This window comes from Planctobacterium marinum (genome assembly GCF_036322805.1).
Lineage (GTDB): Bacteria > Pseudomonadota > Gammaproteobacteria > Enterobacterales > Alteromonadaceae > Planctobacterium > Planctobacterium marinum_A.
This window is the reverse complement of record NZ_AP027272.1, coordinates 1,554,412-1,576,768: the sequence shown is the minus strand read 5'-3', so window position 1 is coordinate 1,576,768 and position 22,357 is coordinate 1,554,412. Positions and strand designations below refer to the sequence as shown.

21 protein-coding genes and 1 tRNA gene are annotated in these 22,357 nt (G+C 44.5%); 14 read left to right on the top strand and 8 right to left on the bottom strand.

From position 1 onward, the window contains the following. Nucleotides 1-116: 116 nt before the first annotated feature. The 4 genes from AABA75_RS07050 (at nt 117) to AABA75_RS07035 (ending at nt 1,839) form a co-directional block, all read left to right on the top strand. On the top strand, nt 117-428 hold the full coding sequence (locus AABA75_RS07050; RefSeq protein ID WP_338291866.1) for a hypothetical protein: 312 nt from the start codon (nt 117-119) through the stop codon (nt 426-428). A 216-nt stretch (nt 429-644) separates the two neighbouring features. Next, a complete protein-coding gene (locus AABA75_RS07045; protein ID WP_338291865.1) occupies nt 645-983 on the top strand; it encodes a hypothetical protein in 339 nt (112 codons plus the stop codon). Nucleotides 984-1,000: 17 nt separating this feature from the next. After that, nucleotides 1,001-1,483 carry a hypothetical protein gene (locus AABA75_RS07040; protein ID WP_338291864.1) on the top strand — a complete coding sequence of 161 codons (483 nt, stop codon included), beginning with the start codon at nt 1,001-1,003 and terminating at the stop codon, nt 1,481-1,483. After that, a complete protein-coding gene (locus tag AABA75_RS07035) occupies nt 1,480-1,839 on the top strand; it encodes a hypothetical protein (protein ID WP_338291862.1) in 360 nt (119 codons plus the stop codon). The genes AABA75_RS07040 and AABA75_RS07035 overlap by 4 nt, the downstream gene beginning before the upstream one ends. A gap of 90 nt (nt 1,840-1,929) precedes the next feature. Here the strand turns inward: AABA75_RS07035 and AABA75_RS07030 are convergent, their stop codons facing one another. Continuing rightward, nucleotides 1,930-3,693 carry a trypsin-like peptidase domain-containing protein gene (locus AABA75_RS07030; RefSeq protein WP_338291861.1) on the bottom strand — a complete coding sequence of 588 codons (1,764 nt, stop codon included), beginning with the start codon at nt 3,691-3,693 and terminating at the stop codon, nt 1,930-1,932. Nucleotides 3,694-3,916: 223 nt separating this feature from the next. On the opposite strand from AABA75_RS07030, the gene AABA75_RS07025 reads away from it, so the two are divergent. Then, nucleotides 3,917-4,294: a hypothetical protein gene (locus AABA75_RS07025; RefSeq protein ID WP_338291860.1), complete on the top strand. Its 378-nt coding sequence runs from the start codon at nt 3,917-3,919 to the stop codon at nt 4,292-4,294. A gap of 125 nt (nt 4,295-4,419) precedes the next feature. On the opposite strand, the gene AABA75_RS07020 is transcribed toward AABA75_RS07025, so the two are convergent. From AABA75_RS07020 to AABA75_RS07010, 3 genes are all read right to left on the bottom strand, one after another. Beyond that, a complete protein-coding gene (locus AABA75_RS07020; protein WP_338291859.1) occupies nt 4,420-6,264 on the bottom strand; it encodes a serine/threonine-protein kinase in 1,845 nt (614 codons plus the stop codon). A 577-nt stretch (nt 6,265-6,841) separates the two neighbouring features. Beyond that, nucleotides 6,842-7,600 (bottom strand): DUF2268 domain-containing putative Zn-dependent protease, encoded by a 759-nt coding sequence (locus tag AABA75_RS07015; RefSeq protein ID WP_338291858.1) that lies wholly within the window; start codon nt 7,598-7,600, stop codon nt 6,842-6,844. A gap of 90 nt (nt 7,601-7,690) precedes the next feature. Then, entirely contained in the window at nt 7,691-8,101 is a 411-nt protein-coding gene (locus tag AABA75_RS07010; RefSeq protein ID WP_338291857.1) for a hypothetical protein, read from the bottom strand. Between the two features lie 169 nt (nt 8,102-8,270). Between AABA75_RS07010 and AABA75_RS07005 the strand changes: the two genes are divergently transcribed. The 3 genes from AABA75_RS07005 to AABA75_RS06995 all read left to right on the top strand — a co-directional run bounded on the left by AABA75_RS07005 (nt 8,271) and on the right by AABA75_RS06995 (nt 10,701). After that, nucleotides 8,271-8,963, top strand: a complete 693-nt coding sequence (locus tag AABA75_RS07005) for a response regulator transcription factor (protein ID WP_338291856.1) — start codon at nt 8,271-8,273, stop codon at nt 8,961-8,963. Between the two features lie 5 nt (nt 8,964-8,968). Continuing rightward, complete coding sequence (locus AABA75_RS07000; RefSeq protein WP_338291855.1) at nt 8,969-10,255, top strand: HAMP domain-containing sensor histidine kinase; 1,287 nt, start codon at nt 8,969-8,971, stop codon at nt 10,253-10,255. A 302-nt stretch (nt 10,256-10,557) separates the two neighbouring features. Then, complete coding sequence (locus AABA75_RS06995) at nt 10,558-10,701, top strand: hypothetical protein (RefSeq protein WP_338291854.1); 144 nt, start codon at nt 10,558-10,560, stop codon at nt 10,699-10,701. 8 nt (nt 10,702-10,709) lie between these two features. On the opposite strand, the gene AABA75_RS06990 is transcribed toward AABA75_RS06995, so the two are convergent. Further along, nucleotides 10,710-11,912, bottom strand: coding sequence for a helix-turn-helix domain-containing protein (locus tag AABA75_RS06990; RefSeq protein WP_338291853.1), 1,203 nt, complete (start codon nt 11,910-11,912; stop codon nt 10,710-10,712). Between the two features lie 138 nt (nt 11,913-12,050). Here AABA75_RS06990 and AABA75_RS06985 point away from each other — a divergent pair, with 138 nt between their 5' ends. The 4 genes from AABA75_RS06985 (at nt 12,051) to AABA75_RS06970 (ending at nt 17,535) form a co-directional block, all read left to right on the top strand. Further along, entirely contained in the window at nt 12,051-12,572 is a 522-nt protein-coding gene (locus tag AABA75_RS06985; protein ID WP_338291852.1) for a nuclear transport factor 2 family protein, read from the top strand. A gap of 56 nt (nt 12,573-12,628) precedes the next feature. Next, complete coding sequence (locus AABA75_RS06980) at nt 12,629-13,975, top strand: DUF885 family protein (protein ID WP_338291851.1); 1,347 nt, start codon at nt 12,629-12,631, stop codon at nt 13,973-13,975. A gap of 56 nt (nt 13,976-14,031) precedes the next feature. Beyond that, a complete protein-coding gene (locus tag AABA75_RS06975) occupies nt 14,032-15,993 on the top strand; it encodes a PDZ domain-containing protein (protein ID WP_338291850.1) in 1,962 nt (653 codons plus the stop codon). A 975-nt stretch (nt 15,994-16,968) separates the two neighbouring features. Then, nucleotides 16,969-17,535 (top strand): outer membrane beta-barrel protein, encoded by a 567-nt coding sequence (locus AABA75_RS06970; protein WP_338291849.1) that lies wholly within the window; start codon nt 16,969-16,971, stop codon nt 17,533-17,535. 273 nt (nt 17,536-17,808) lie between these two features. On the opposite strand, the gene AABA75_RS06965 is transcribed toward AABA75_RS06970, so the two are convergent. Further along, a tRNA-Pro gene (locus AABA75_RS06965) sits at nt 17,809-17,885 on the bottom strand. A gap of 154 nt (nt 17,886-18,039) precedes the next feature. On the opposite strand from AABA75_RS06965, the gene AABA75_RS06960 reads away from it, so the two are divergent. Continuing rightward, a complete protein-coding gene (locus AABA75_RS06960; RefSeq protein ID WP_338291848.1) occupies nt 18,040-18,213 on the top strand; it encodes a DUF6435 family protein in 174 nt (57 codons plus the stop codon). Here the strand turns inward: AABA75_RS06960 and AABA75_RS06955 are convergent. Both AABA75_RS06955 and dcd read right to left on the bottom strand, forming a co-directional pair. Further along, entirely contained in the window at nt 18,197-19,378 is a 1,182-nt protein-coding gene (locus tag AABA75_RS06955) for a tetratricopeptide repeat protein (RefSeq protein WP_338291847.1), read from the bottom strand. The genes AABA75_RS06960 and AABA75_RS06955 overlap by 17 nt on opposite strands. Then, nucleotides 19,356-19,952 (bottom strand): dCTP deaminase, encoded by a 597-nt coding sequence (dcd, locus tag AABA75_RS06950; RefSeq protein WP_338291846.1) that lies wholly within the window; start codon nt 19,950-19,952, stop codon nt 19,356-19,358. Before dcd ends, AABA75_RS06955 begins: the two co-directional genes overlap by 23 nt. 205 nt (nt 19,953-20,157) lie before the next feature. Here dcd and metG point away from each other — a divergent pair, with 205 nt between their 5' ends. Then, nucleotides 20,158-22,185, top strand: coding sequence for a methionine--tRNA ligase (metG, locus tag AABA75_RS06945; RefSeq protein ID WP_338291845.1), 2,028 nt, complete (start codon nt 20,158-20,160; stop codon nt 22,183-22,185). Nucleotides 22,186-22,357 lie beyond the last annotated feature (172 nt).

The window sequence follows — 22,357 nt, the reverse complement described above, 5'->3', positions numbered from 1 at the left end:
AATCCAATAACAGGGCAAGACATGTGAATATTCACTGGTGACATGGCCTAATTTTCGGACAATTGCCGTACTTTCAACTAAGTTTAATAAAACAACCTCATTTGTCAGGAAGTAAGATGAAAAAACAACTACTGATATGCAGTTTTTTATGTTGTGGTAACGCACTTGCCGATGTGCAGTGCAGCGAGAAGCTCACCGAGCTGCACACAGGTAACGAAAAGGTCTACTTTAAATCCGATCAAACCTGCAAGGATAACTTTTGTATTTTGGCGTTTCAAAATGAAAAAGCCAACGAGCGTGCCTATTCCATATTGCTTGCAGGTTATGTGAGTTCGCAATCTATAGCCTTTCAATGGCGAGATATTGATTCCTGTGATAGCAGCAATAAAGCTGAGGCAGCCCCGGCTTTTGTTGGTATGAAAAACTAGTTGTCCATTTAGGGCTACCGTAAACGGAAGCCCAAACACAATTTACTTTTCTTCACCTATTTTGATTATTCAACATTCAATAGATTGTTAAGCATTGTTGCTGATTAGCTTCTTTATTTGATGATCTCCACCAGCATAAAACTGTGAATATTCACACATAATTAGATTTTCTCTGGATATGATTGGCTCAACTTAAACCACACCAGAGACAAAAACATGGAGCATCAAGAGCAAACATCGGCATTCAAAACATTATTTTCATTGGCTTTTACTGTCGCCATTTTGGTCTCCGCCAAAACGCACGCCATCACCAACGAAGTGGAGTCGCCCATCGTTGAGCAACAGCTACATTTTATTTGCGATGAGAGCACCGAAACTTGTGCAATAACCTTAGCACAGACTGAAATTCTGGCGTGTCGGACAATGCAACCTGATGTTGCGCTATTGATGCAAGAGAATACAAACCAATTTGCACCAGGTAAATCGACACAACAGAGTGTAAATAAAAGCAACATTGCTCAGCGTCAATTCCCCCTGTGCCAAAGTCAGGCATAAAAGGAGCAAATGCAATCATGGATAAATCCCATTCGTTGAGATACTCACAGGACATCCCTGACAATCGCTGTGGCGCCCAAGATAACAGCATTCCACTTTTTCCTGAAAAGTATCATCGCTATGTGTGCTCTGAAGTCAGTTTAGATATGACCCATAACTTTTCCGCTTGCGGAGAGCCCGAAGTTCCTCATTCACTGAAACTGCCAGTTGGAGTAAAAAGCGAAGACTTACCCGATATTATTGCGCGACAGTCAGACATGTTAACCGGCAAAAAGTTGATGCAATTCGGCTATCAAACAATTTCCGAGCTAGCGCGTGAAGATGAAAACATTGCAGGTTTTTTATTGAAGCTTTTTGTTGATAGGAATTGCTATGAGCGCTTTTCGAATTTGTTGTCAGCCTGTGATCTGGACTGGCAGCCCGGCCGTGATCTCGATGAAGCCAAACTGCGGTTTTTCCCGTTTTCTGAACCACTAAACAATGAGGGTGACACATTATGAACCATCAATACGAGCCAGGCGAAGAGCAGGTGTTTCTGAATAAACTGCTAACTATAGACACCATGCTACCGGGTTTAATCGCCAGTCTCATTAAGCGATGTGAGCATTGCGATTGCTTACAACAACTTGATGGCAATACACAGGCACTGGCTGAAATGTTTCATCATCGAGCTGCGTTCCTGAAGCAATCATTTCAGCAAAGCCTGAACTCGATATTAAACAACCCCAACGTAGTCGCCCATATTGCACTGGATGACAAGGAACTGTTGAAAACTCAACGGTACCTGGCAGAGATGGAGAAGGCATTTACACCTGAAATCGTACGGTTTTGTGTACCAGAGACAACAACCAAATAGTAAATGTAAACTAATACGGCTAATAGTAACCGGTAATGGGCCCACATGATCACATGCTAAAACAAGCTGTAAAAAATATTTAAAAGCTTCCTACATTGCGAAGACTGATAGCTTAAATACGGTGTTTGGTTGGTCGGAATACACATACAATCGCGTATCATCCATTCCAATAAACTGTAGCCACTCATACACCATTTCATCATCGGGACTTAAGCTCACATGGGCAAAGGTAAAAGTGTTTTCATAGCGCGCTATATCTGCCCCCGAACTATCGACCCAGATTAAATTAACCTTAGCGGAGCTATTAGATTCCACTGTAATAAGGATTTCTGTTGCGCGCTCAGCCAAAGACAAAGTGCTTTCCCACCAGTAAAAGCCATCTCGCATTGTAGCATCAGCAATTGTTTCACTGCTGTGCTGCACTGATAACGCCGTTAAGTCGAGGCCCTTGGCAAGTAAATTGGCTTTATAATTACTGACTGCGATTTCTATCGGGGTCTTATAAGCAGCATATTTACCTTGCCAATAAGAAAAGCGCTGAGTTTCGTTAATTTTGACCTTGTCGAGTAACAGTTCTTTTACTAAATCGGCTCTCTGAGCAAAGTTTACACCGACGCCAGTCTTAATTCTTTTGTTGTCAACAACAGTCGAATTACCAGCATTGTGAATAGCGATAACCTCCCCCTTAGTGTCAAATATCGGCGAACCACTGGCACCGCCATGAGAGGGTAAATTGTGTTGAATCAAATGATTAAGTGCCTTTTCTTGAGCAGTGAAGAAAAAGTCAGTGACACTGGTCAGATGTCCCATTTGCACTTGTGCGCTGGGTTTTAGCAAGTTAATTCCGCCGCCAACACTGCCCTCCTGCGGAAACCCGATCAACCCAACCGCCATACCACTATCCAACTCTAACAATGCTGCGTCTGACGCAATAGGTAAAACCGGGGCTAATAATTCAGGTTTATCAACTTCCAGTAAACCAATATCGTATGAGGGTACAAAGTCTAACCATGTGCCATCAAAATTTACTTTATTGGAATGAGAGTGTTGTGAAGCAAACGCCTCATAATGAGGATGAATTTGCATCTCAGTAACTTCGTGTAACTGATAATCTGGCGCTTTTGAAGATATGATTACCGCTTTATGTGTCGCCCCGTTTTCTTTTAGATTTTCTTCAAGGGCTTCTACTACATGCGCATTGGTGGCAAGTACCCCTTTAGCGACTACCCACGCGGTGCCGACCCCCTCAACGGTATCAGGGCCTTGCACTGCAACTAAATAAACCGACTCTCTCTTGTTCCGTAAAACTTGTTCGAAATTTGCTTTCTCAATTGCTGTTTGGCTGGCATTCGCTAAGGCATTGATTTGCTGATGAAGCGATTGAGATCCATGTTTTAAATAGATAAATCCGACCGTGCACACAACTGCAAAAAGTGAAAAAGCCCAAAAATAAGCCTTCTTGAGCTGTTGAGTTTGTTGTCTGACAGATTTTTTGATTTTAATGGCTGGTTGAGTTTCAGCCATGTCTGAATCCTGCGAGCTAACTTCAAGTTGAAACACTTCTTGTGAGTCTGGCAAACCTATTACTAAACGGTGCTCGCCAAACGAGAGTTCATCACCCGGATACGCCTCTTCTCCATCCACATAAGCGCTATTTTCAGCTCTTATCACAATCTTGTATCTGTCGTGCTCTAACTTCAGTGATAGGTGTTGTCGGCTTACCAAAGTATTATCAGCAGGAAACCTCACATCAGCAGAGTCGCTGCGTCCGAACAGGATCACTTCTTTGTGTTCATCAAAACTAAACACTCGGCCTGCGTTGTGTCCATTGGTTCCGATAATTTTGATGGGCATTGGCTTTTTCTACTTATGATAATCAAAGGAAAATGTTGCCTGCCGGAGTATCCCGCAAACAGGGGGCATTCTCAATATAGAATAGGTTTTAGATAATTTGGCTCTTGATTAGCAAGGTTGCAAAAAAGCGGCCGCCTCTAAAACACGTGAATATTCACATTAAAAACCCAAACTAGAATCTATTATACACCTAACGAAACAACATAACTTTAGGTGAAAATTCATGACTAACTTCAAATCACAAAAAACTACTTCAGCAACTAAATCTAAGACTAAAAAACTAACTGGCTTAACTGCTGCCGTTGTTGTAACCCTATTTTCCGGGGCAGCATCAGCCGCATGGGAATGCGGCGCATCAAGCACTACCGGATGGGGTGTAGGGAGCGCCTACTCTCGCGATGCAGCAGAAAGAATCGCTCTTAGGTACTGCTCTAAGAACACCGGTGTATATGATGTATGTTACATCAACTTTTGTAACTACAATGGTTACTACGGTTCAGTTGAAGTCAAAGATATTGATGCTGTAAGCAGAGGCGAAATCGAAGTGGAGGCTCAACTTTTTAGAATGGATAATGACAATTCTATTTCTGAGCTTTCCTGATACAAGCCGTAAAACTTTATTTAACTTTTAGTCCAGTGGGCAGGCTTGACCTAAAGTTTCGTATAAACAAGTCTGTCCCTTTTTCGATATCAAGATGTTCAGTCCGCGACAGTTTCGATCAATGGTTATACAAACTGCAGAAACTCGGCACTTTGCGGGCGAAGTTGCGGATCTAGTTGCAATGACTGTACTAAAAGCCTGCACAAACCAGGCTGGATACTCAATTTTTTAAGTCGGGTAGAGAGCAAAAACAGGTAAAATCGGTATAACAAGGGTGAGCGCACTTGCATCAGCTTAGCCGGGTATTCGTTTAATAAGACTTCGCAAAACGTTAATGCCATTGCAAATACATCTTGAGAATAGTTTCCGGTAGCGCCGCTCAGTACTTCCGGCGGCAGATACCTTAATGTCCCAGCGGATTCAATACGCCGGGAGTTCTGCCCAATTAATGTCGCGCTACCAAAGTCAATCAGGTATGTTCGACCGGTTTTATCCACCATGATATTTTCGGGTTTGACATCACCATGCACAACCCCCTTGGAGTGGACATGAGCGAGCGCTGAATAAACAGGTATTAGCAGTGCGACCTTGTCGGCGATATTGAATTCACTGGTATCAACAAGCCTTATACATTCTCCCTCAACTAAACGAGAAACAATGTAAAAGTCGGTTTCCTTCATTTTACCAAAGGCAAGTGGTGGTGCGATATTTGGATGTTCTAACAGGCTAACCATTGCCAATTCTTGTCGCAAAGATGACTCGGTTGCAGCCCCGATGTGAATGTCTGTTGGTTTATCCAGAACAAAATATTTTAGTGCCACTTCACATTGCTTGACCACATCAAATGCACGATAAACCGTTGCAAATCCCCCCCGCCCCAGTTCATTCAGGATCACATAACCGTTGTCAGCTTCTTCAAAACTGCTCACTATTGAGACGTTATCTTTGCAATCTGGACCACTGTGCAAATGGTACTTAACAGCCAACTCATCCATTTTTTCCATCAGTCGCCAGTTTTGCAGCGAGCCAGTAAGCTGTTTTGCTCTTGCAAATTTTGCCACTGCAAATTGATGCTCTCCTGCGTTGATATATGCCTCCACCAATGAAATGAGGCAACGCCAAAGATGGGACTTAAGCTGATTTTTCTCAAAATATGATTCTGTAGAGCACAGTAATTCGATCGCTATTGATGGCTCTGCTATCGTTAGTGCGCTGCCGTATATGGCATTTATGATTATCTTTTGCCATTCACTGCCATCTGATGCAGAGGTTGCCCTTGCAACCAATGTTTTCAGGGATTCAAATTCACCAGCGCCTGCCGCTATTCTGATATTCAAAAGTGCGAGCAAAAATTGGTTATATGTGTTCGATTCATCGACAACTGTCTGCTCTTTTATCGTCTTCGCGGTTTGGTAATCCCCTAAATCACAATAATTATTGGCAATATCGAGATTAAGCTTTACCTGCTCTTCTGGGCTAAGATGGCATTCTTTCAGCTCGCTCGCGAGTACCAGGAATTTAATTGCTTTGTTATAGTCGTTCTTTTCTCTATTGAGTTGTCCAAGTTTAAGCCATGCAATTTGCAAAGCTTGGGGATACTTTTCCTCTGTGGCCAATGCTACGGCCAGGAGTAGATCATCTAAGGAGGAAGACAATTGGCCCATCCAGGCAAAAACGGAGCTGCGCTCTAAAAGCACTTCAATTATCCAAACGCCTTGCCGCTGTTCTTCGGCAACCTTCTCTGCGACAACGAAGCAATCAATTGCTCTACTTCTCTTACCCGCTCTATTGAAAAGCACTCCCTGCAAGTAAGCTTTAAAGAAGGTGAGTAAAGGTGTTTCATCCGTGTTAATTAAATTATCTAAATCTATCAAAGCAGCTCTCGGATGATTCTTGCTCCAGATAGTCTCGAGGACGCCTTCAAGTACACCATGGTATCCAGGCGGGAAATAACCCAGTATCTCGGGCATGTTTTTTTTCGGAAGTGTACAAAAAATAGTAGCTTGCTATCTGGTTGTTCTGCCATATGCGGGTTCCCAATCGCCAAAGTAAGAGTGCTGATATGCATCACTGCTGAGCACATTTTTCAGTTTTTTTAACGGCTTTAGCGTTTGATAATAGATTTCTGTCCGGTTCAGCATATCCACATAACATTTCGATGCAACCATTGAACTTTGATTTTTAAAATTGGCGACAGAATAAAGAATTTTAAACTGGTGAAGTCGTTCTTCTCCGACAAAAGTAATTGACTCCCGGACATATGTCAGAGTAGGCGATAGTGTCACGTTTGATATCGCCGGCATTAACTACTCCCCAACAATTGCCCGCAGATATACCGATTAGGAACGGGCCAACATTGCATACAAGAAAAGCGTTACTGGAAGACACTTCCGTGTGTTTTGTACTCTACCCGCCGGGTATCACAACCTCAATTTGGCTGCCAGAATTATTCTAAATACATCTACCGTTTTTTGCTGCATACCCCACAATTTCTACCAAACAACAACTCGCCTTCCTGCACTGGCAAAAAGGCAAGCAAAATCTCAGCTACTTCTCCTCTGGTGCCTTAAACCCGGCTTCCTCAAGAATCTCGTGAATAGACATGCGGCTAAGTTCAATGATGTTTTTATTGCCTTTAAGCAGTGCGGTGTAAATGATGTACCGACCCGTTTTGTAGCCAATCGCACCGCGGCCATCAGGGTGATACCCGGAAACCCAATGCATATAATTCGCATCTTTGGGCAAGGCCAAAATTTCTTCTACCCAGGTGTTCACTTCTGCAGGCCCCTGATTACCTTCGTAGCTGTTGCCCGTTAACAATTCAGAGAACACCACGGCCAGGCCTTCGTTCACTGTGGCGATATAGATACCATAAGGAAAACGATTGTCTTCAATGGCCCAGCCTCGCGCAATGTGGTGTAACTCGTGTAACAGTGTCGCCCTTAAGCCATCTTTTATTGCTACATCCAGGCTGGCACCCTCGAAATTCGACAAGCGCACCTGTATCTCTGCCTTTCCTAAATGCCTTACAGCCATGCCCGTGGCATGCCCTACCATAGCTAAATCAAAATCAATGCTGGAAATGGAAAAATGGATGTTTTTGTTCATTTCCGGAAAAAACAGGCGTACATCACGCTCAGCGACAACCGCAGTTTGTTCAATTTTTTGTTTGATTGAATCGGTAAAACTCTCGCCCTGGTAAGAGAAGGTCAGCGCAGGGTTTACACCCTGCAAATGTTTGCTGTCTGCAAGCACGATGTTGCTACTCGCAAACCAAAATATTGCAATGGCTAATAAACTTTTCATTTTTACTCCTGAAAGAAAACCTGCCAACGCCCTTTGTCGCTAAAATACCCCGAAAGGTTGGCAGGCTTTTTTTTAACTCCAAATAAAAGATTAATTCGACTGCAACAGTTTGATAGTTTTCATCAACCTGGTGCGTTGCTCATGGCTCATACTGGAATGCAATTCGGCAACCGTAGTTAAGCTCTTCTCCAGCTCGGTATCCAGGTCTTGCTGCCAGGCTCTGTACTTTTGCATAATTTGTGGAACATCAATGTAATCCTGCTCAGCAAGCCCTTGTACAAACTGCGTCACTTCTTCTTGTGGATCTTCAACTTTGGAGGCTAATATCTGAACCTGATTTATCAGCTGAATAGCCAGCGTTTCTTGCTCATCTGTGAAGTTCTGAGACATCAGCAGTATCTTAATTGCCGTTTCGTTTGGCTGATTGTGATCATATTCTTCCGCCATAACACTAGTGCTCAAAGTTATTGCGGCTACGGCGCCTATCAGTAATTTTTTCATTTGAAGTTTCCTTGTGGTGTTGTGATTCGAGGCTAATGTAACGCAGTAGCACAAGTGCTTCTTTTCGCTAGTGCAACGCTAAGTAACGAAACGTAACATTTGAGCATTGAGCATTGGTTTATCCATTGAATAGGTGCAAACTAAAGATGAAAGCTATGATGTGGTGGTTATGAAAGGAAAAGTTCTCATTATCGACGACGATGAAGCCCTGTGCGAACGATTGACGGGGTATTTTGCCCAGTATGATCTGGAGCTGATTGTTGCTCATTCGCCAACAGAGGGCAGAATGAAACTGTCGTCAATGTCGCCTGATTTATTGCTACTGGATGTGATGTTACCTGAAACCGATGGCTTTAGTTTGTGCAAAGAAATCCGGGCCGATAATGAAATCCCCATCATCATGCTAACGGCTCGTGGCGAGCTAACCGATAAGGTACTGGGCCTGGAAATTGGTGCGGACGACTATCTGGCCAAACCCTTTGAGCCCAGAGAGCTGGTTGCCCGAATTCAAGTGCTGTTGCGGCGAAAACCAGTAACGGATTCCGAGCCAGATGTCTGGCACTATGAGCACTTAACCATCCATCCCAAACACCACAAGGTGATACTTGATGGCGAAGAACTCAACCTTACTGGTATGGAATTTCGTTTACTGACGTTACTGGCAGGCCAGCCCGGCCGCGTTTTTAACCGGGATGAATTACTGAACGAATTAAAGGGTATCGATGCCGATGTTTACAGTCGCTCAATCGATATTTTGATGAGCCGTTTGCGACAAAAACTGGGGGATAACCCACAACAGGCTCGTTTTATTAAAACCCTGCGCAATGCTGGCTACACCTTTGCAGCCAAACGAACAGGATAATCAATTTGCGCTTGCCTAAAATGGGCTTATACGCCCGATTTTTTCTGTTGTTCAACGTTACCACCGTCCTGTTGGCGGGTTTTATCACGCTCGGATTTTTTACCTACTCAGAGGCTGAAATAAAAGACTCAATCCTTGCAAATCACGAGCAAATCTATGAGAAGTTGACACGTTTTCATGACAAGGACATCGACGTTAATCAAATCAGAGCCGAATTCGATCAGCCTATGGTGGATGTAAAAGTCACCAGAGGCGAGCAAATTTGGACCACCTGGGATAATTTCCCCGACATTGAAAATATCTTAAGCAATGCCGAGCCGATAGAGCAGGTGTATTTTGCTAAATATCGTTTTCGCTACTATCTCATCGCCAATAAAGGCGACACCTGGGTGGCATTAACGACCTTACCTGCCAGCCTTTTATTTGCGCCGGGCTGGATGGAGTACTGGCCCTGGTTCGCAGCGTTGGGGGTTTTTGTCTTGAGTTATCGGGCGCTGCGCCGCTGGCTCACCCCCATTACAGAAGCCACAAGGTGCGCACAACGAGTCAGCCAGGGACAATTCCATTATCGCATCCACAAACACCCCAACACTGAGCTGGCAGAGCTGACTCATGGACTGAATAAAATGGCGGCGGATTTACAACAACTGTTTGATGCTAAGAGCGAATTATTATTGGCCATCAGTCATGAGCTCAGAACCCCCATGGCCAGAATGAAGATATCACTCGCTATGCTTGAAGAATCCACTGTCAGTGCCGAACTCAATAAAGACATCACGCAAATGGACCGATTGATTGAGCAATTACTCGAAGCAGAGCGACTTGAGCAAGGCCATAAAGTATTGCACTTATCAAACTACTATTTGCCGAGTTTGATAGATGAGTTATTGGCGGAACAGGATAATGCAGAGTTCATCAAGGTTAATGCGGATATACCGGAAGAAGCCATTCAACTGGATATTGGCAGAATTAAATTTTTGCTGCGCAACCTGCTAAAAAACGCCATTACCTATGCCCCCGGAGGCTCTGAAACCAAATTAAGCGTTACGCAAACCGACAGCGATTTTATCTTTACCGTTAACGACAGAGGGCCGGGAATACCCGAAGCCTTGCAAGACAAGATTTTTGAGCCATTTTACCGAGTGGAAAAAATTGAAAACCGCTCCCACGAAGGCGTTGGACTAGGACTTTACCTTTGTCGAAAGATCGCCCTTGCCCACAACGGGACGTTGACGGTTAAAAGTCAGCCGGGAACGGGAAGTGAGTTTGTTTTGAGTTTGCCGAAGATATAAATGTTTCAGGCGGCAGTACCATAGGCCCTGTGTTTATTTAAATAGTTGAAAGCATTATGAATTCTTTTTTTATTTACAATCTTTTATTTACTTTAACTATCTTCTTTATTCCAACATTGAGATTTAGTTTCTTCGATGATTTGTTGTTAGATTTGTTGGTAAAAGCGTTTCTTTTCTCCTCGCTAGTTCTACTTGTACTTATCAGAGGAAGAGTGGCTATCAAAGTTAAAAATAACAGGCTTTTTTGTTGCACCTATCCGTTGATACAAAGATTCGACTGTGACGAAATAAAACGGATTAAAGTGGGAAAGAAAAAAGTAACGATTCAGCTACAAGGCTCTATGGTGGAAGTGGATTACTTTTTTGGTATCCAAGATGCAATCGACGAGAGCGTCATGCAACGGCTTGAAGTACAAATAGAGCCAGGAGCGGAGTACGATACATGAATTATTTTTCAGCCCCCTGCACTCTCCAAATCAGTTTGATGTTTTTTCTTATACGCTGAGGGCGTGCAATCCATAATTTCCTTGAAAGCTTTGCTGAAGGTTACTCTGTTATTGAAGCCCGACTCCAGTGCGATACGCTCTAATGACCAAGTCACTGTATTGTCTTCAATCAGGTCAACGGCATATTGGATTCGGTAGCCATTGATCAGCTTGTAAAAGTTGGTTTTCATACTTTGATTGATTATCTGTGATAAGGTGTGCGCTTTCATATTGGTGGCTTTCGCCAGGTCGGTGAGGGTTAATCTCTCATTCAAATACAATTTTTGGCTTTGAATCTGCTGTTCCAGCTCTTTAGATAAGATTTCGCTGGTGCTCTGTGGCAGTGCAGAATGAAAGTATTTTACATTGGACTTATCAGAGTCAGGTGTGTTTTCTGCCACGCCCTGTTGTTCCGCCAATTTGCACTCTTCTGGGGTAAAAACTAAATCTGGCTGCTGTAACCCGATATATCCAATTGCCAGCACCATAAAGGCAACAAACAGCAGCCATATATCGCCAACGGCGTTAAGCGTACCCAACCCAAACAGCTGTTGTGCCGTAAACAAGCTCACCCAGGTTAGCTCCAACACAAAAAAAGCAACCACTATGAACTGCATATTAGATAAAAGCGCACTGCTATTATCGGCTCTTAAATTAATTGCCACCGACTTAAACTTTGACACGGAGCGCCAGCTTAAATAGAGATAAATCCCTAAATGCGCTTTGATTGATAACAACAGTGCGATATACACCGTCGGCAAATCGCCTCCGGTGCTATTGAGTAGCACATTCCAGCTGGCAACTTTCTCTTGGCTGCCGCGAAAAACAGCCGGAGAATTCAGCAGCCAAATAACCATAGCGGGAACAAAATTAGCCACAAGCAACCAGCGCGGCAAAGCTTTTTTGCCTGTCACTTGTCGAACATACAGCCAAATCAACGGGCCAATTATTAACACCATATAAGGCAACAATCCAATGCTGTGAACCACATGTTCATACAGCCCTGTGTATAACACGCCGCCTTCATACAACTTGTAACAGATCACAAAGGCGATAATTGTTAGCCACCTACTCGGTGCCCTTGAGGTGGTTCTTCGCAACAATGATACCGCCAGCATTAATCCATGACTAAGCGCAATAAAGTAAATAATACCTAAAAATGTCTGCTCCATTGTTTGTCCTGTTTTGGCGATAGAAAGAGCCTGAATGTAGTTAAATATGTTCAGAAAAACGTAAACCTCAGCCGAAATTAACACATTCATGATGGCAACAGTTAGTTTCTCTACATCAATAATAACAAGGGTTGCAGCGTGAAAACCTTGGCTTTTTCTATCTTTACATTAATTTTTGGCTCACTTTTTTTGAGTTCGAGTATTGCGGCGCCTGATAAGCATTCGGCTAGCGAACAGAATTGGAGCGAAGAGCAATTAGAAATCATCGAACTCAATCGATTTGTTGCCCTTGCCCCTAAACAAGTTGGCTATGAAGCATACGCCGAATTATTTCACCCTGACTTTACAAACTGGTACATGGCAGGAGACAAAAAAAGTCTGCGCAGTCGGGCAGAATACCTGTCTTTAGTTAGCGATTGGTTGCATGCAGGAAATTATGCAACATTTAGTAAAGTCGATCCTATCAGCATCGATGTATTGGGTGATCTTGCCTATGTACGCCAGGTTAAAGAAGAGCATTTTTATCATCCTGACCAGCCACCAACAAAATTCGTCGGCCATTTTGCAAGTCTGATGAAAAAGCATAACGGTAAATGGACCTTCTATCGAACCTCATTTGATACCCGATTTCGTGGCCCCTTCAACGATAATACGAATTAATGAAGTAACAGAATTTAAAGCTAAAACCGTTTACCAAGCTGAGTTAATAATCGCCTATGAATACGACCCCATACAAGCAGGGCAATGTCTCAGTTCACCAAAAACATCGCTTGCTCGGAATATGCCTTGCAGCGATTTGGCTATTACTGGGTTGTTCAACACAAGCAGAATCGAATTCCGATATTGTTTTAAAAAAACTAGAAAGGGCTATTTCTGAAACGCCTTTTCTGCAACCCCGACTGGATTTTTCCGCATGGCTCAAAGATAACCAGTCGCACTTTAATCTGCATGCCACTACCATAATGGAGTGGCATAAAAGCCTCTCTGAATTGCAGCCTGAGGACGGTTGCGAGCAGCTTCGACAAGACAATCTAAAAACTCATCTAAACTTGCTGCACAACAGGGTAAAGTTAATGAATGCCCTGCCAGAGGACACCAATTATTCAGGGCGCATGTCTGACCTACCAAACGGAAAACAATGGTACGTACACTGGTTGAATTCATGGTTACTGCTGGACACAGAACGGTCATCGATTACATCACAAATTGAACAATTGAAATTCATCGCGCATGAGGAATTGAGCCGGGCGCACCCTCAGTACCTGGCTCTTCAGGACAGGGTAGCCAAAAAACCGCCGTCAGGCTTCTCTCGCTCTCAGCACGACAGCATAGTTCACGCTTTTAAGAAAACAGAACAGCAAATCGTAAACCACCTGGAACAGGTATTTGGAACGCTACCCGCAATCCCTCCAGTGAGGATAAAACCCTCTAATTTACCCAAAAGCTTCCCTGCGCCCGGTATCTATAACAATGACAATCAAACCTTTTACTACCATTTCACAGATCAGAATTTCCCAGCTGAAAGTGTAGATTGGTTATATTTGCACGAGGCCCTCCCGGGCCATCACTTGCAATCTTATGTGTCTCGACAGCAATCATTTTGCCCCGTCTCAACGTTTTTCCCTTTGCCCCTGGTGACGGCAGAAGGGTGGGCAGCATACGTTGAAACCTTGGGTGAGCAACTTGGTGTATTTGAGCAAGCGAGCAGTCTGCATTATGCGCTTGAGTGGCGCGTGTTACGAGCGTTGCGAGTGCTCATTGATATCGGAATCCACTTTGAAGGCTGGACGGATGAACAAGCCCTGGCGCAATGGCGGCACTATTTGCCAGATCGCATGTCCATTGGCCGTCGAGAGTTAGCGCGGATCAAACGCTGGCCAGTTCAGGTGATCACTTATGTGTATGGCAAACATCATATCGAAACCCTCATTCAACAATTGCTATCGGAATACGGTGCTGAGCACCACGCAACTATTCGCAACACGATATTGAGGCTCACTAATCAGCCTCTGGTATCGCTACAAACCGCTTCTTACTTTCTGACAAGGACTATTTCTAAATGATATTAAAACGAGTCTTATTCAACATTTTCGGGTCGCTATTAATTTTATTGTGCTTCATGGCAAACGCAGAAGAATTAATCAGAGGTACGCTGTTAGGTGTGCTGCCAGAGCAGGCCAATGGCGAGCGTTCAGTGGTTTTACAACGAGTTTTAGCCAACAGTACCGCCTCATCACTGGGCTTACAGGCAGGTGACAAAATCCTTAGTATTAATAACCAGAATTTGAGTAATTTCTCTGAGTTGTTATCTGTAGTTCAACCACTCAAATCCCAACAAAGCATCGCTGTTACTTTTGAACGAGACGGCGAAACCATAACGCGCACAGGCACTATGCAGCCCAGGCCCTATGAAGTCAGTGGGCATGCCGATGTGTTGTACGAATCAGTCACTTACAAGGATAACCAACTGAGGTCAATCACCTATCGACCAGCGGGAGAGCATGGTAAGGCCCCTGCCATTTTCTTTATCCAGGGATATACCTGTGGTTCAATCGACATGGGCATAACACCTGAAGCGACAACAAAGCAGCTTGTTGAGCAGTTTGCAGCAGCGGGCTATGTAGTATTCAGAGTAGAAAAACCGGGAGTTGGCGACAGCCAATCAGTGCAGCACTGTAATGTTATCGACTTTAGCACCGAAACCAATGCCTTCACTCAGGCGCTAAAAGCATTAAAACAAAAGCCATATGTGGACTCAGAAAAGGTGTATTTATGGGGGCACAGTTTAGGTGTATTGCACTCCGCGGTGGTGGCTAATCGCGAACCCGTTACAGGTATAGTTGGTTACGGCGGTGTACTAAAGCCTTGGTATGATTACATGCTCGACATATATGAGTTGCAGTCAGTCAAACACTTTGATGCTTCTGAGGTACAAGCAAAACGCAATAAAAACCTGATGGAGCCCGTGCTAAACATGTGGCTGAACAGTGATAAAGACTGGCTGGAAATTACCCAACATCCAGCAACCCAAAAGGCCATCAACGCTCGGCTGCTCAATATTGACGGAGAGCGAGTTATTGATCGACATTACAGCTTTTTCCGTGATTTAAATCGCTATAATTTTACCGAACTTTGGCACTCGATAGAGGCCCCCGTATTTATGATGCATGGCAGTCTGGATATTCAGGCGATTGAAAAGAACTGGGCATTTGATTTAGCCAATTTATCGTCAAACCCCAAGAGCAAAGCAATTGAAATCGAAGGGGCTGAACATGCCTTTATGCGCTACGACACAAAATCAGAATATGACACCGCAAGAGCCAATCGCGCCTTTAACCCGTCGCAACCCGGCGAGCGCTTTGATCACCGTATAGCTGAACAAACCTTAGCCTGGCTGGAACAGCTGGGTGGTAGTCAACCTCAAGCGCTGCAGTTTTCTGGTATTAATCACATTCAATATCAGGATGAAACCAAAGAAAAGCCATTTGTCGGTAATGGTTTTCTGATTGAATACCGCGACAAGCTATACGCATTGACTGTAAAACACGCCTTACTTGAGGCTAAATCGGCCTCAATGAATTCAGTAACTATCGAAGGACATATATCTGACTGGCGAATCTACCCCAACCATTCACCCGAACAATATGTAAAGTTGGGAAGGTTATTGAATGAATCCAGACAAGAAGCCCTGGACATGAAAGTGCTCAGTAAAGATTGGTTAATCTTTGAAGTGAAAGAAAACCACTCCAACTTACAGGTATTGCGCCTGCGTGAAGCCCCAATTGAAGAGGGAGAGTCCCTGACGGCCTATGGCTGCAGTTATTCCACCAAAACCACCTGTCGCCAGGACGCTTATCCGGGAAAATACATAAAATCCACTGATACCAACCTGCGTATAACTATGCCAGACCTGGATTTAGCCAGCCTAAGAGGCCTCAGTGGCAGCCCGGTACTAGACCAACAACGCCGAGTGGTAGGGATTGTTTCCAACCTATTGCCTTCAGAAAGTGGCGAAGGCTTTGATTTTGCGCCTGCTAACTTAAGCTATTTGCTCGCTGAACTTAACAAGTTAAATGATTGAGCGTGATTTGTTGCCAAAGCCAATTTAGCAGGTAAATCCTGAAAGTGACTGTTGAACTGGCCGATTTTTGTTCTAGAAAAAACAACATAGACGCCTCACAGCAATTACTGCCAAGCAAGATAAACATGTTTGATTGTTTTTGAATCCCAAAAGAGGAATGTTACAGATAATCGTCGAACTAGCGGATTTTTGCTCCTGCAAAATCGGCATTTACACTATCCCTGGTGCTCAAGTTCAACCTACAAGAGATGGAGAGTGAATATTGGGTGTCATTAGAAGAGAATTTGGTCGGTGTGAGAGGATTTGAACCTCCGCCCCCTGACACCCAAAAATCAAACAACAAGGTGTAATCCAGGTGCCTGCTTAGCAGCGCCAATGACCATTTTTATCATCTGATTTTGAGCTTCTGAGGCAGCATTCAGGTCAGCTCAGATTAAATGGCGCGCTTTTCACGATATTGTTGTAACTCTTGAAACATCTCATCTTCCGACATGAGCCTTAGCTCCGCAGACTTGATCTGTTTATTAAAAGACTTGTTATATTTATGCTCCAATGCCGTTGTGACATTACCGTAAATACTGTTGATGTCCTGCCAGATTTGCAGAACTCAGGCCTCCAAGTAAGAAAAGAAGAGCCAAACTATAACAAATAAGGCTATGTCCCTATTTATTATTTTTGAAAATGTCAGGAACTTACGCCACAGGCCAGCGATATTTGATACCGGTTTAAAAACCGTTTTTGCGATAACTTTTGTATTTGAATTAATGCGCACAGGTAAGAATTTATCAAACGTTAAGCTGTGATTAAGATTAGTAGCCACATACTCCTCATCCCTGATTTATATGCTTTGTAAGACAAATATAAACGCAGAAATAATTACTTGCTGTTTGCTCATTTACAGCGTTTTGCAAGTGGTTATAATGCGCTCCCGGTCAAGATGACCGGTTTTAACACACACTTTTAAGGAAAATTTTTATGAAGAAGTCACTTTTAGGCCTTTCCATTGCGTTGTTATTTTCTGGTTCTGCTTTCGCGAAATCTCCAGACTGGAATTTGGTTGAACTAAGCTATGTTAAAGCGGAGATTGATGACACTGATTTTGAACCAGATGGCTTTGCCTTGTCAGGTTCCGCTTTGATAACTGAAAATATCTTTCTGCTGGCTGATTACAATGCATTAAGTGAAGATGTTTTTGGTGTTGACATCGATCTGGATACCATCTCCGCGGGCGTAGGCTACCGCTACGGAATTTCAGCGACAACCGATTTTTTTGCCACGCTCTCATACGAATACGTTGATGCTTCTGCACTTGGTGAATCTGAAAGTGACAACGGCTATGGCATTACCGTTGGCGCACGTTCAATGTTAACTGATGCCTTTGAGCTTGGCGGGTCGATTGCCTATATTGATGTTGAAGAAGACGACACGACCTTCACAATTGATGGACGCTATTACTTCACCGACAACTTTGCCGCCGGCTTGAGTTATGGTGTAGCTGATGATGCCGATTTTTACAGTGTAAGCCTGCGCTACGCTTTTTAATATGTGTTGTCTTGAAGGTGGGTAACCAGTAACGATCTGTTTAGGTTCGTTGGAACTTAACCTTCAGCAAAATGAAATTATTCAAAATCCGGTGTTCGAAAGTTCACCGGATTTTTTGTGCAACTTTCATAGAGTTCTTTATCATTAACAGAGTAAGATGATTATCCATCTCCCGTTAAGTGGGTAGATCCGGACTATAACAGATAACCGTCGAACTAAGGTTCGACCCACAGGAGATAGAGAGTGAATATTGGGTGTCTAAAAAGAGAAGTTTGGTCGGTGTGAGAGGATTTGAACCTCCGACCCCTGACACCCCATGACAGTGCGCTACCAAGCTGCGCCACACACCGACCGAAGGCCGCACATATTACTCAAAAATTTTTGAATTGCAATCACTAAACACGCCTTTTAGCACTGACTGATGAAACATTCATCAGTGATGGGCTGCATTGATCCTTTGTGGTGCTGGTGTCGTAATCCGTTAAAAAACTAAGAGTGACGAGTATGTTCGGTTTATTTAAATCAGATCCCACTAAGAAATTACGCAAGCAATACGATGCCAAGCTAGAGAAAGCTATGCTGGCGCAGCGTCGTGGCGATATTAAAACTTATTCCATGCTGACTGCCGAAGCCGAAGAGCTTTGGGCAGAGATAGAGAAGCTTAAAGCGTCTCATTAAGGGCGTGTAGTTTACGCGCATAGCGACGGGCGAAACCTTCGCTATTGGCGCTCTCTTTGGCTTTACTCAGATACTCCCGCACCTGCTGCTCATCACCTGCTTGGGCAGCGACTTTAGCTAACCCAAACCAAGCTAAGTGGTTATTATTTTGCAAACGCAGGCTTTTGCGGTAAGCGTTTTCAGCCTCCTGCCAGTCTTCATTGAGAAAATGCCGGTTGCCCAGGCGAACATGATGATTAGGGTTGTCCAGGCGGATACGGTTGAGTCTCTCTGAGATGTTCTCTGCAGCCTCAGTGTCGCCGGACTTTTTCAACATGCCCGCCAGATTTTCCCATGCGGAAGTGTTTTTATTATCTAACTCGGTTGCCGTTTGCAATGCCACAATGGCTTCATTCAATGCGCCTTGTCGGCTCAACAGCAAAGCCAAATTGTTCCAGGCGGAGGAGTCTTGTGGAAATAAACTCAGCGCAATGCGAAAATTCGCCCATGCGCGATTGTACTGCCCGTCGATCATGGCGCGCGCACCAATGTTAGAATAAAAATAGGACTCAATCTGGGTTTTGCTCAGCTCCTTGGTCTTCGCCCTACCCTCTCTGGATTCCGGGAAAAAATCAACGGTGTAGGTGCGCCTTTGCGACACCATGCCCGGCACAAAACTAAAGCGTGGTTTTCTCGCCACTAATAAATTGACGTGGCCGTTGGCTAAATCAAACTCTCCCGCCTGATTCCACGACTCTTGTTCAAACACTTCCTGAAAGCGCACATCTAGCTCTGCCTCTTGGGCCATGGCGTAAGCCAGGATAGTGAGACTCAAACAATTAGCTGTACCGTTATCAAAGGTTTCCTGAGCAACGGTATTAGCACCATAGACGTAGTCCAGTGCTAACTGTGATGGCGACATTAGATCGTTGATCAGAGTTAACGCTTTATCTTCGCTGGTTTCAGCCATAGCAGCCCGCTCTCGCACATAGGCTTTGCTTTTATCGTTGAGATAAAAAATGGTGTCTTGGGGGATGGTTTCTACGTTTTCAAAACCTGGAAAGAAAGCGTCGTATTGCTCCGGCTGAAAGTCTACCGACACAGGGGCCACGGTGGCACAGGCTTGTATCAGTGCCACCGCAAGTAAAACAAAGAGCTGGCGGTTAAGAATCGCCCTTTTCATCATCGCTGATCCGACTGGCAATTGCACCATCTTGGCCCTTGTATTTCGCATCAAGGCGGGCGTTGTAGGGCCGCTCAGCATAATCAGATAACACCTCAAAGCTCAGTGCGCCAATTTTCATTTTAGGGCGCAATGCCAGGGGCAGTTTACCGCTATTAAAAAATTCCAATACGATGTTGCCAGACCAGCCCGGATCAATTCGGTGCGCAGTAACATGTACCATTAAGCCTAAGCGCGCCAGGGAGGAACGGCCATCTAACCAACCTACAATGTTAGCCGGTAGCGTTACTGACTCATAAGTAACCGCAAGCGCGAGTTCACCGGGATGCAGGAAAAAGGCTTTGCCGTCTTCCAGCTCAATCTCGTCACTCATCACCGCTTCAAGCTGCGCGGCAACTTCGGCTTTAGGGCCGCTTAAGTCAATGTAAGGCGCCTGGTGATCTTCAAACACGCGAAACTTATTACCTAAACGAATATCAACGGTAACCCCGCTGATCATGTTTTCTTCAGGTGTGGGAGAGATGCTAATAGCACCATCCTTCAGATATCTGATTATGTCCTTATCGCAAAGCCTCATGCGTGGAGCGTCTCTTATATTGGTAATTAATTGCGCTAATGATCAAATGCTCAAAGCAGCACGTCAACCGATTTTTCCCACTGTTCCATAAATATCGCCAATAAGTGCATTAATTATGCGAAATAAGCGTCTCTTGCGAGATGAAATCAGGCGTTTTTTTCTGTAAACTCTCGCCCTCTTTATTCAATAACCCATTCAGGTAATCATGACCACAGAAACGCGTAAAATTCTGGTAACCAGTGCTTTACCTTACGCCAATGGCTCTATTCACCTTGGCCATTTGCTTGAGCACATCCAGACTGATATCTGGACACGATTCCAAAAACTGCGTGGACACGAATGTTACAGTGTTTGCGCCGACGATGCCCACGGCACGCCCGTGATGTTAAAAGCGGCTGAGTTAGGCATTACGCCCGAAGAAATGGTGCGCCGTACCCAAGCTGAGCACCAGCAAGATTTGGCGGATTTTTTAGTCTCTTACGACAACTATCACAACACCCACTCTGAAGAAAACAAAGAGCTGTGTGAGATGGTGTATCTGCGCGCTAAAGAGCGCGGCTATATCAAGCAGCGTACTATCAGCCAGTTGTTTGACCCGGAAAAACAGATGTTTTTACCGGATCGCTTTGTAAAAGGTACTTGCCCACAATGTGGCGCTGAAGATCAAAACGGCGATAGCTGTGATAGTTGTGGTGCCACCTACAGCCCCACGGAACTGAAAAATCCCAAGTCTGTGGTATCAGGTGCTGAGCCGGTACTGAAAGACTCTGAGCATTACTTCTTTGATTTGCCACAATTCGAAGACATGTTGCAAGACTGGTTAAAGGGCTCTTCGGTACAAGCAGAAATCGCCAACAAGCTGCAAGAGTGGTTTGAGCAAGGCTTGCAGCAATGGGACATCAGCCGTGATGCCCCTTATTTTGGTTTTGAGATCCCAGGTGCGCCCAACAAGTTCTTTTATGTTTGGGTAGATGCGCCAGTAGGCTACATGGCCAGCTTTAAGAATTTCTGTGCCAGCAACAATCTCGACTTTGATAGCTTCTGGAACAAAGACAGTGATGCTGAGCTTTACCACTTTATCGGTAAAGACATTACCTACTTCCACTGTCTGTTCTGGCCTGCCATGCTGGAAGCTGCTGAATTGCGCAAACCCACCGGGGTTAACGTGCACGGTTTTGTCACTGTGAACGGCGCAAAAATGTCAAAGTCCAAAGGTACCTTTATCAAAGCCCGTACCTATCTGGATCATCTTGAGCCGGAATACCTGCGTTATTACTTTGCCTCAAAACTCAATGATGGCGTCACCGATATCGACCTGAATTTCGAAGACTTCGTACAGAAAAATAACGCCGACCTGGTGGGTAAAGTGGTGAATATCGCCAGTCGCTGTGCGGGTTTTATCAGTAAAAGGTTTGATGGCAAATTAGCTGCCAACCTGCCCGAAACTGGACTACTTGAAGAGTTCCAGGCGGCATCCGAGGGCATTGCGCAATCGTTTGAGGGGCGTCAATACCACAAGGCGATTCGAGATATCATGGCACTGGCTGATAAAGCCAACCAATACATTGATGCACAAGCTCCCTGGGTAACGATAAAAGACGAGAACCTGCAAGAACAAACCCATCAGGTGTGTTCTTTAGGTATCAACCTGTTCCGTATTTTGATGACCTGGCTGAAACCCGTACTGCCGGTGTTAGCTGAAAAGACCGAGCAGTTCCTCAATAGTGAACTCACCTGGTCAGGAATTCAAAGCCCGTTATTAGGCCACAATATCAATAAATTTAAAGCCTTGATGCAACGCATTGACGCTGAAAAAGTGGAGAAGATGGTGGAAGCCTCCAAAGAAGATTTACAAGCGAAAGTGACGGTTGATCCCGATAGCCCATTGGCCAAAGATCCCATTGGCGAGACTATCGAATTTGCCGATTTTGCCAAAGTAGACTTGCGGGTTGCCCGCATCGCCAAAGCAGAGCACGTTGAAGGTGCCGATAAACTATTGCGTTTTGAACTGGATCTTGGCGGTGAAACTCGTCAGGTATTCGCAGGTATCAAGAGTGCTTATCAGCCGGAAGATCTGGTGGGCAAAATGACCGTAATGGTGGCCAACCTGGCACCTCGCAAAATGCGTTTTGGCATGTCAGAAGGCATGGTGCTCGCTGCCGGACCTGGCGGTCAAGACCTGTGGATATTAGAACCCCACGAAGGTGCACAGCCGGGCATGAAGGTTAAATAACGCCAGAGGTTAAAAAACCTGAGAAATGACAAAGGCCAGCAAATGCTGGCCTTTTTTATTCTGGTCTTTTTACACTGATATCAATTTAATCTTCGGCATGAGATTTTCGCCCGGTATTACTTAACGGCGAGCCTGTATTCTGCGCTGCATTAGCATGGGAAGCTCGGCCCTG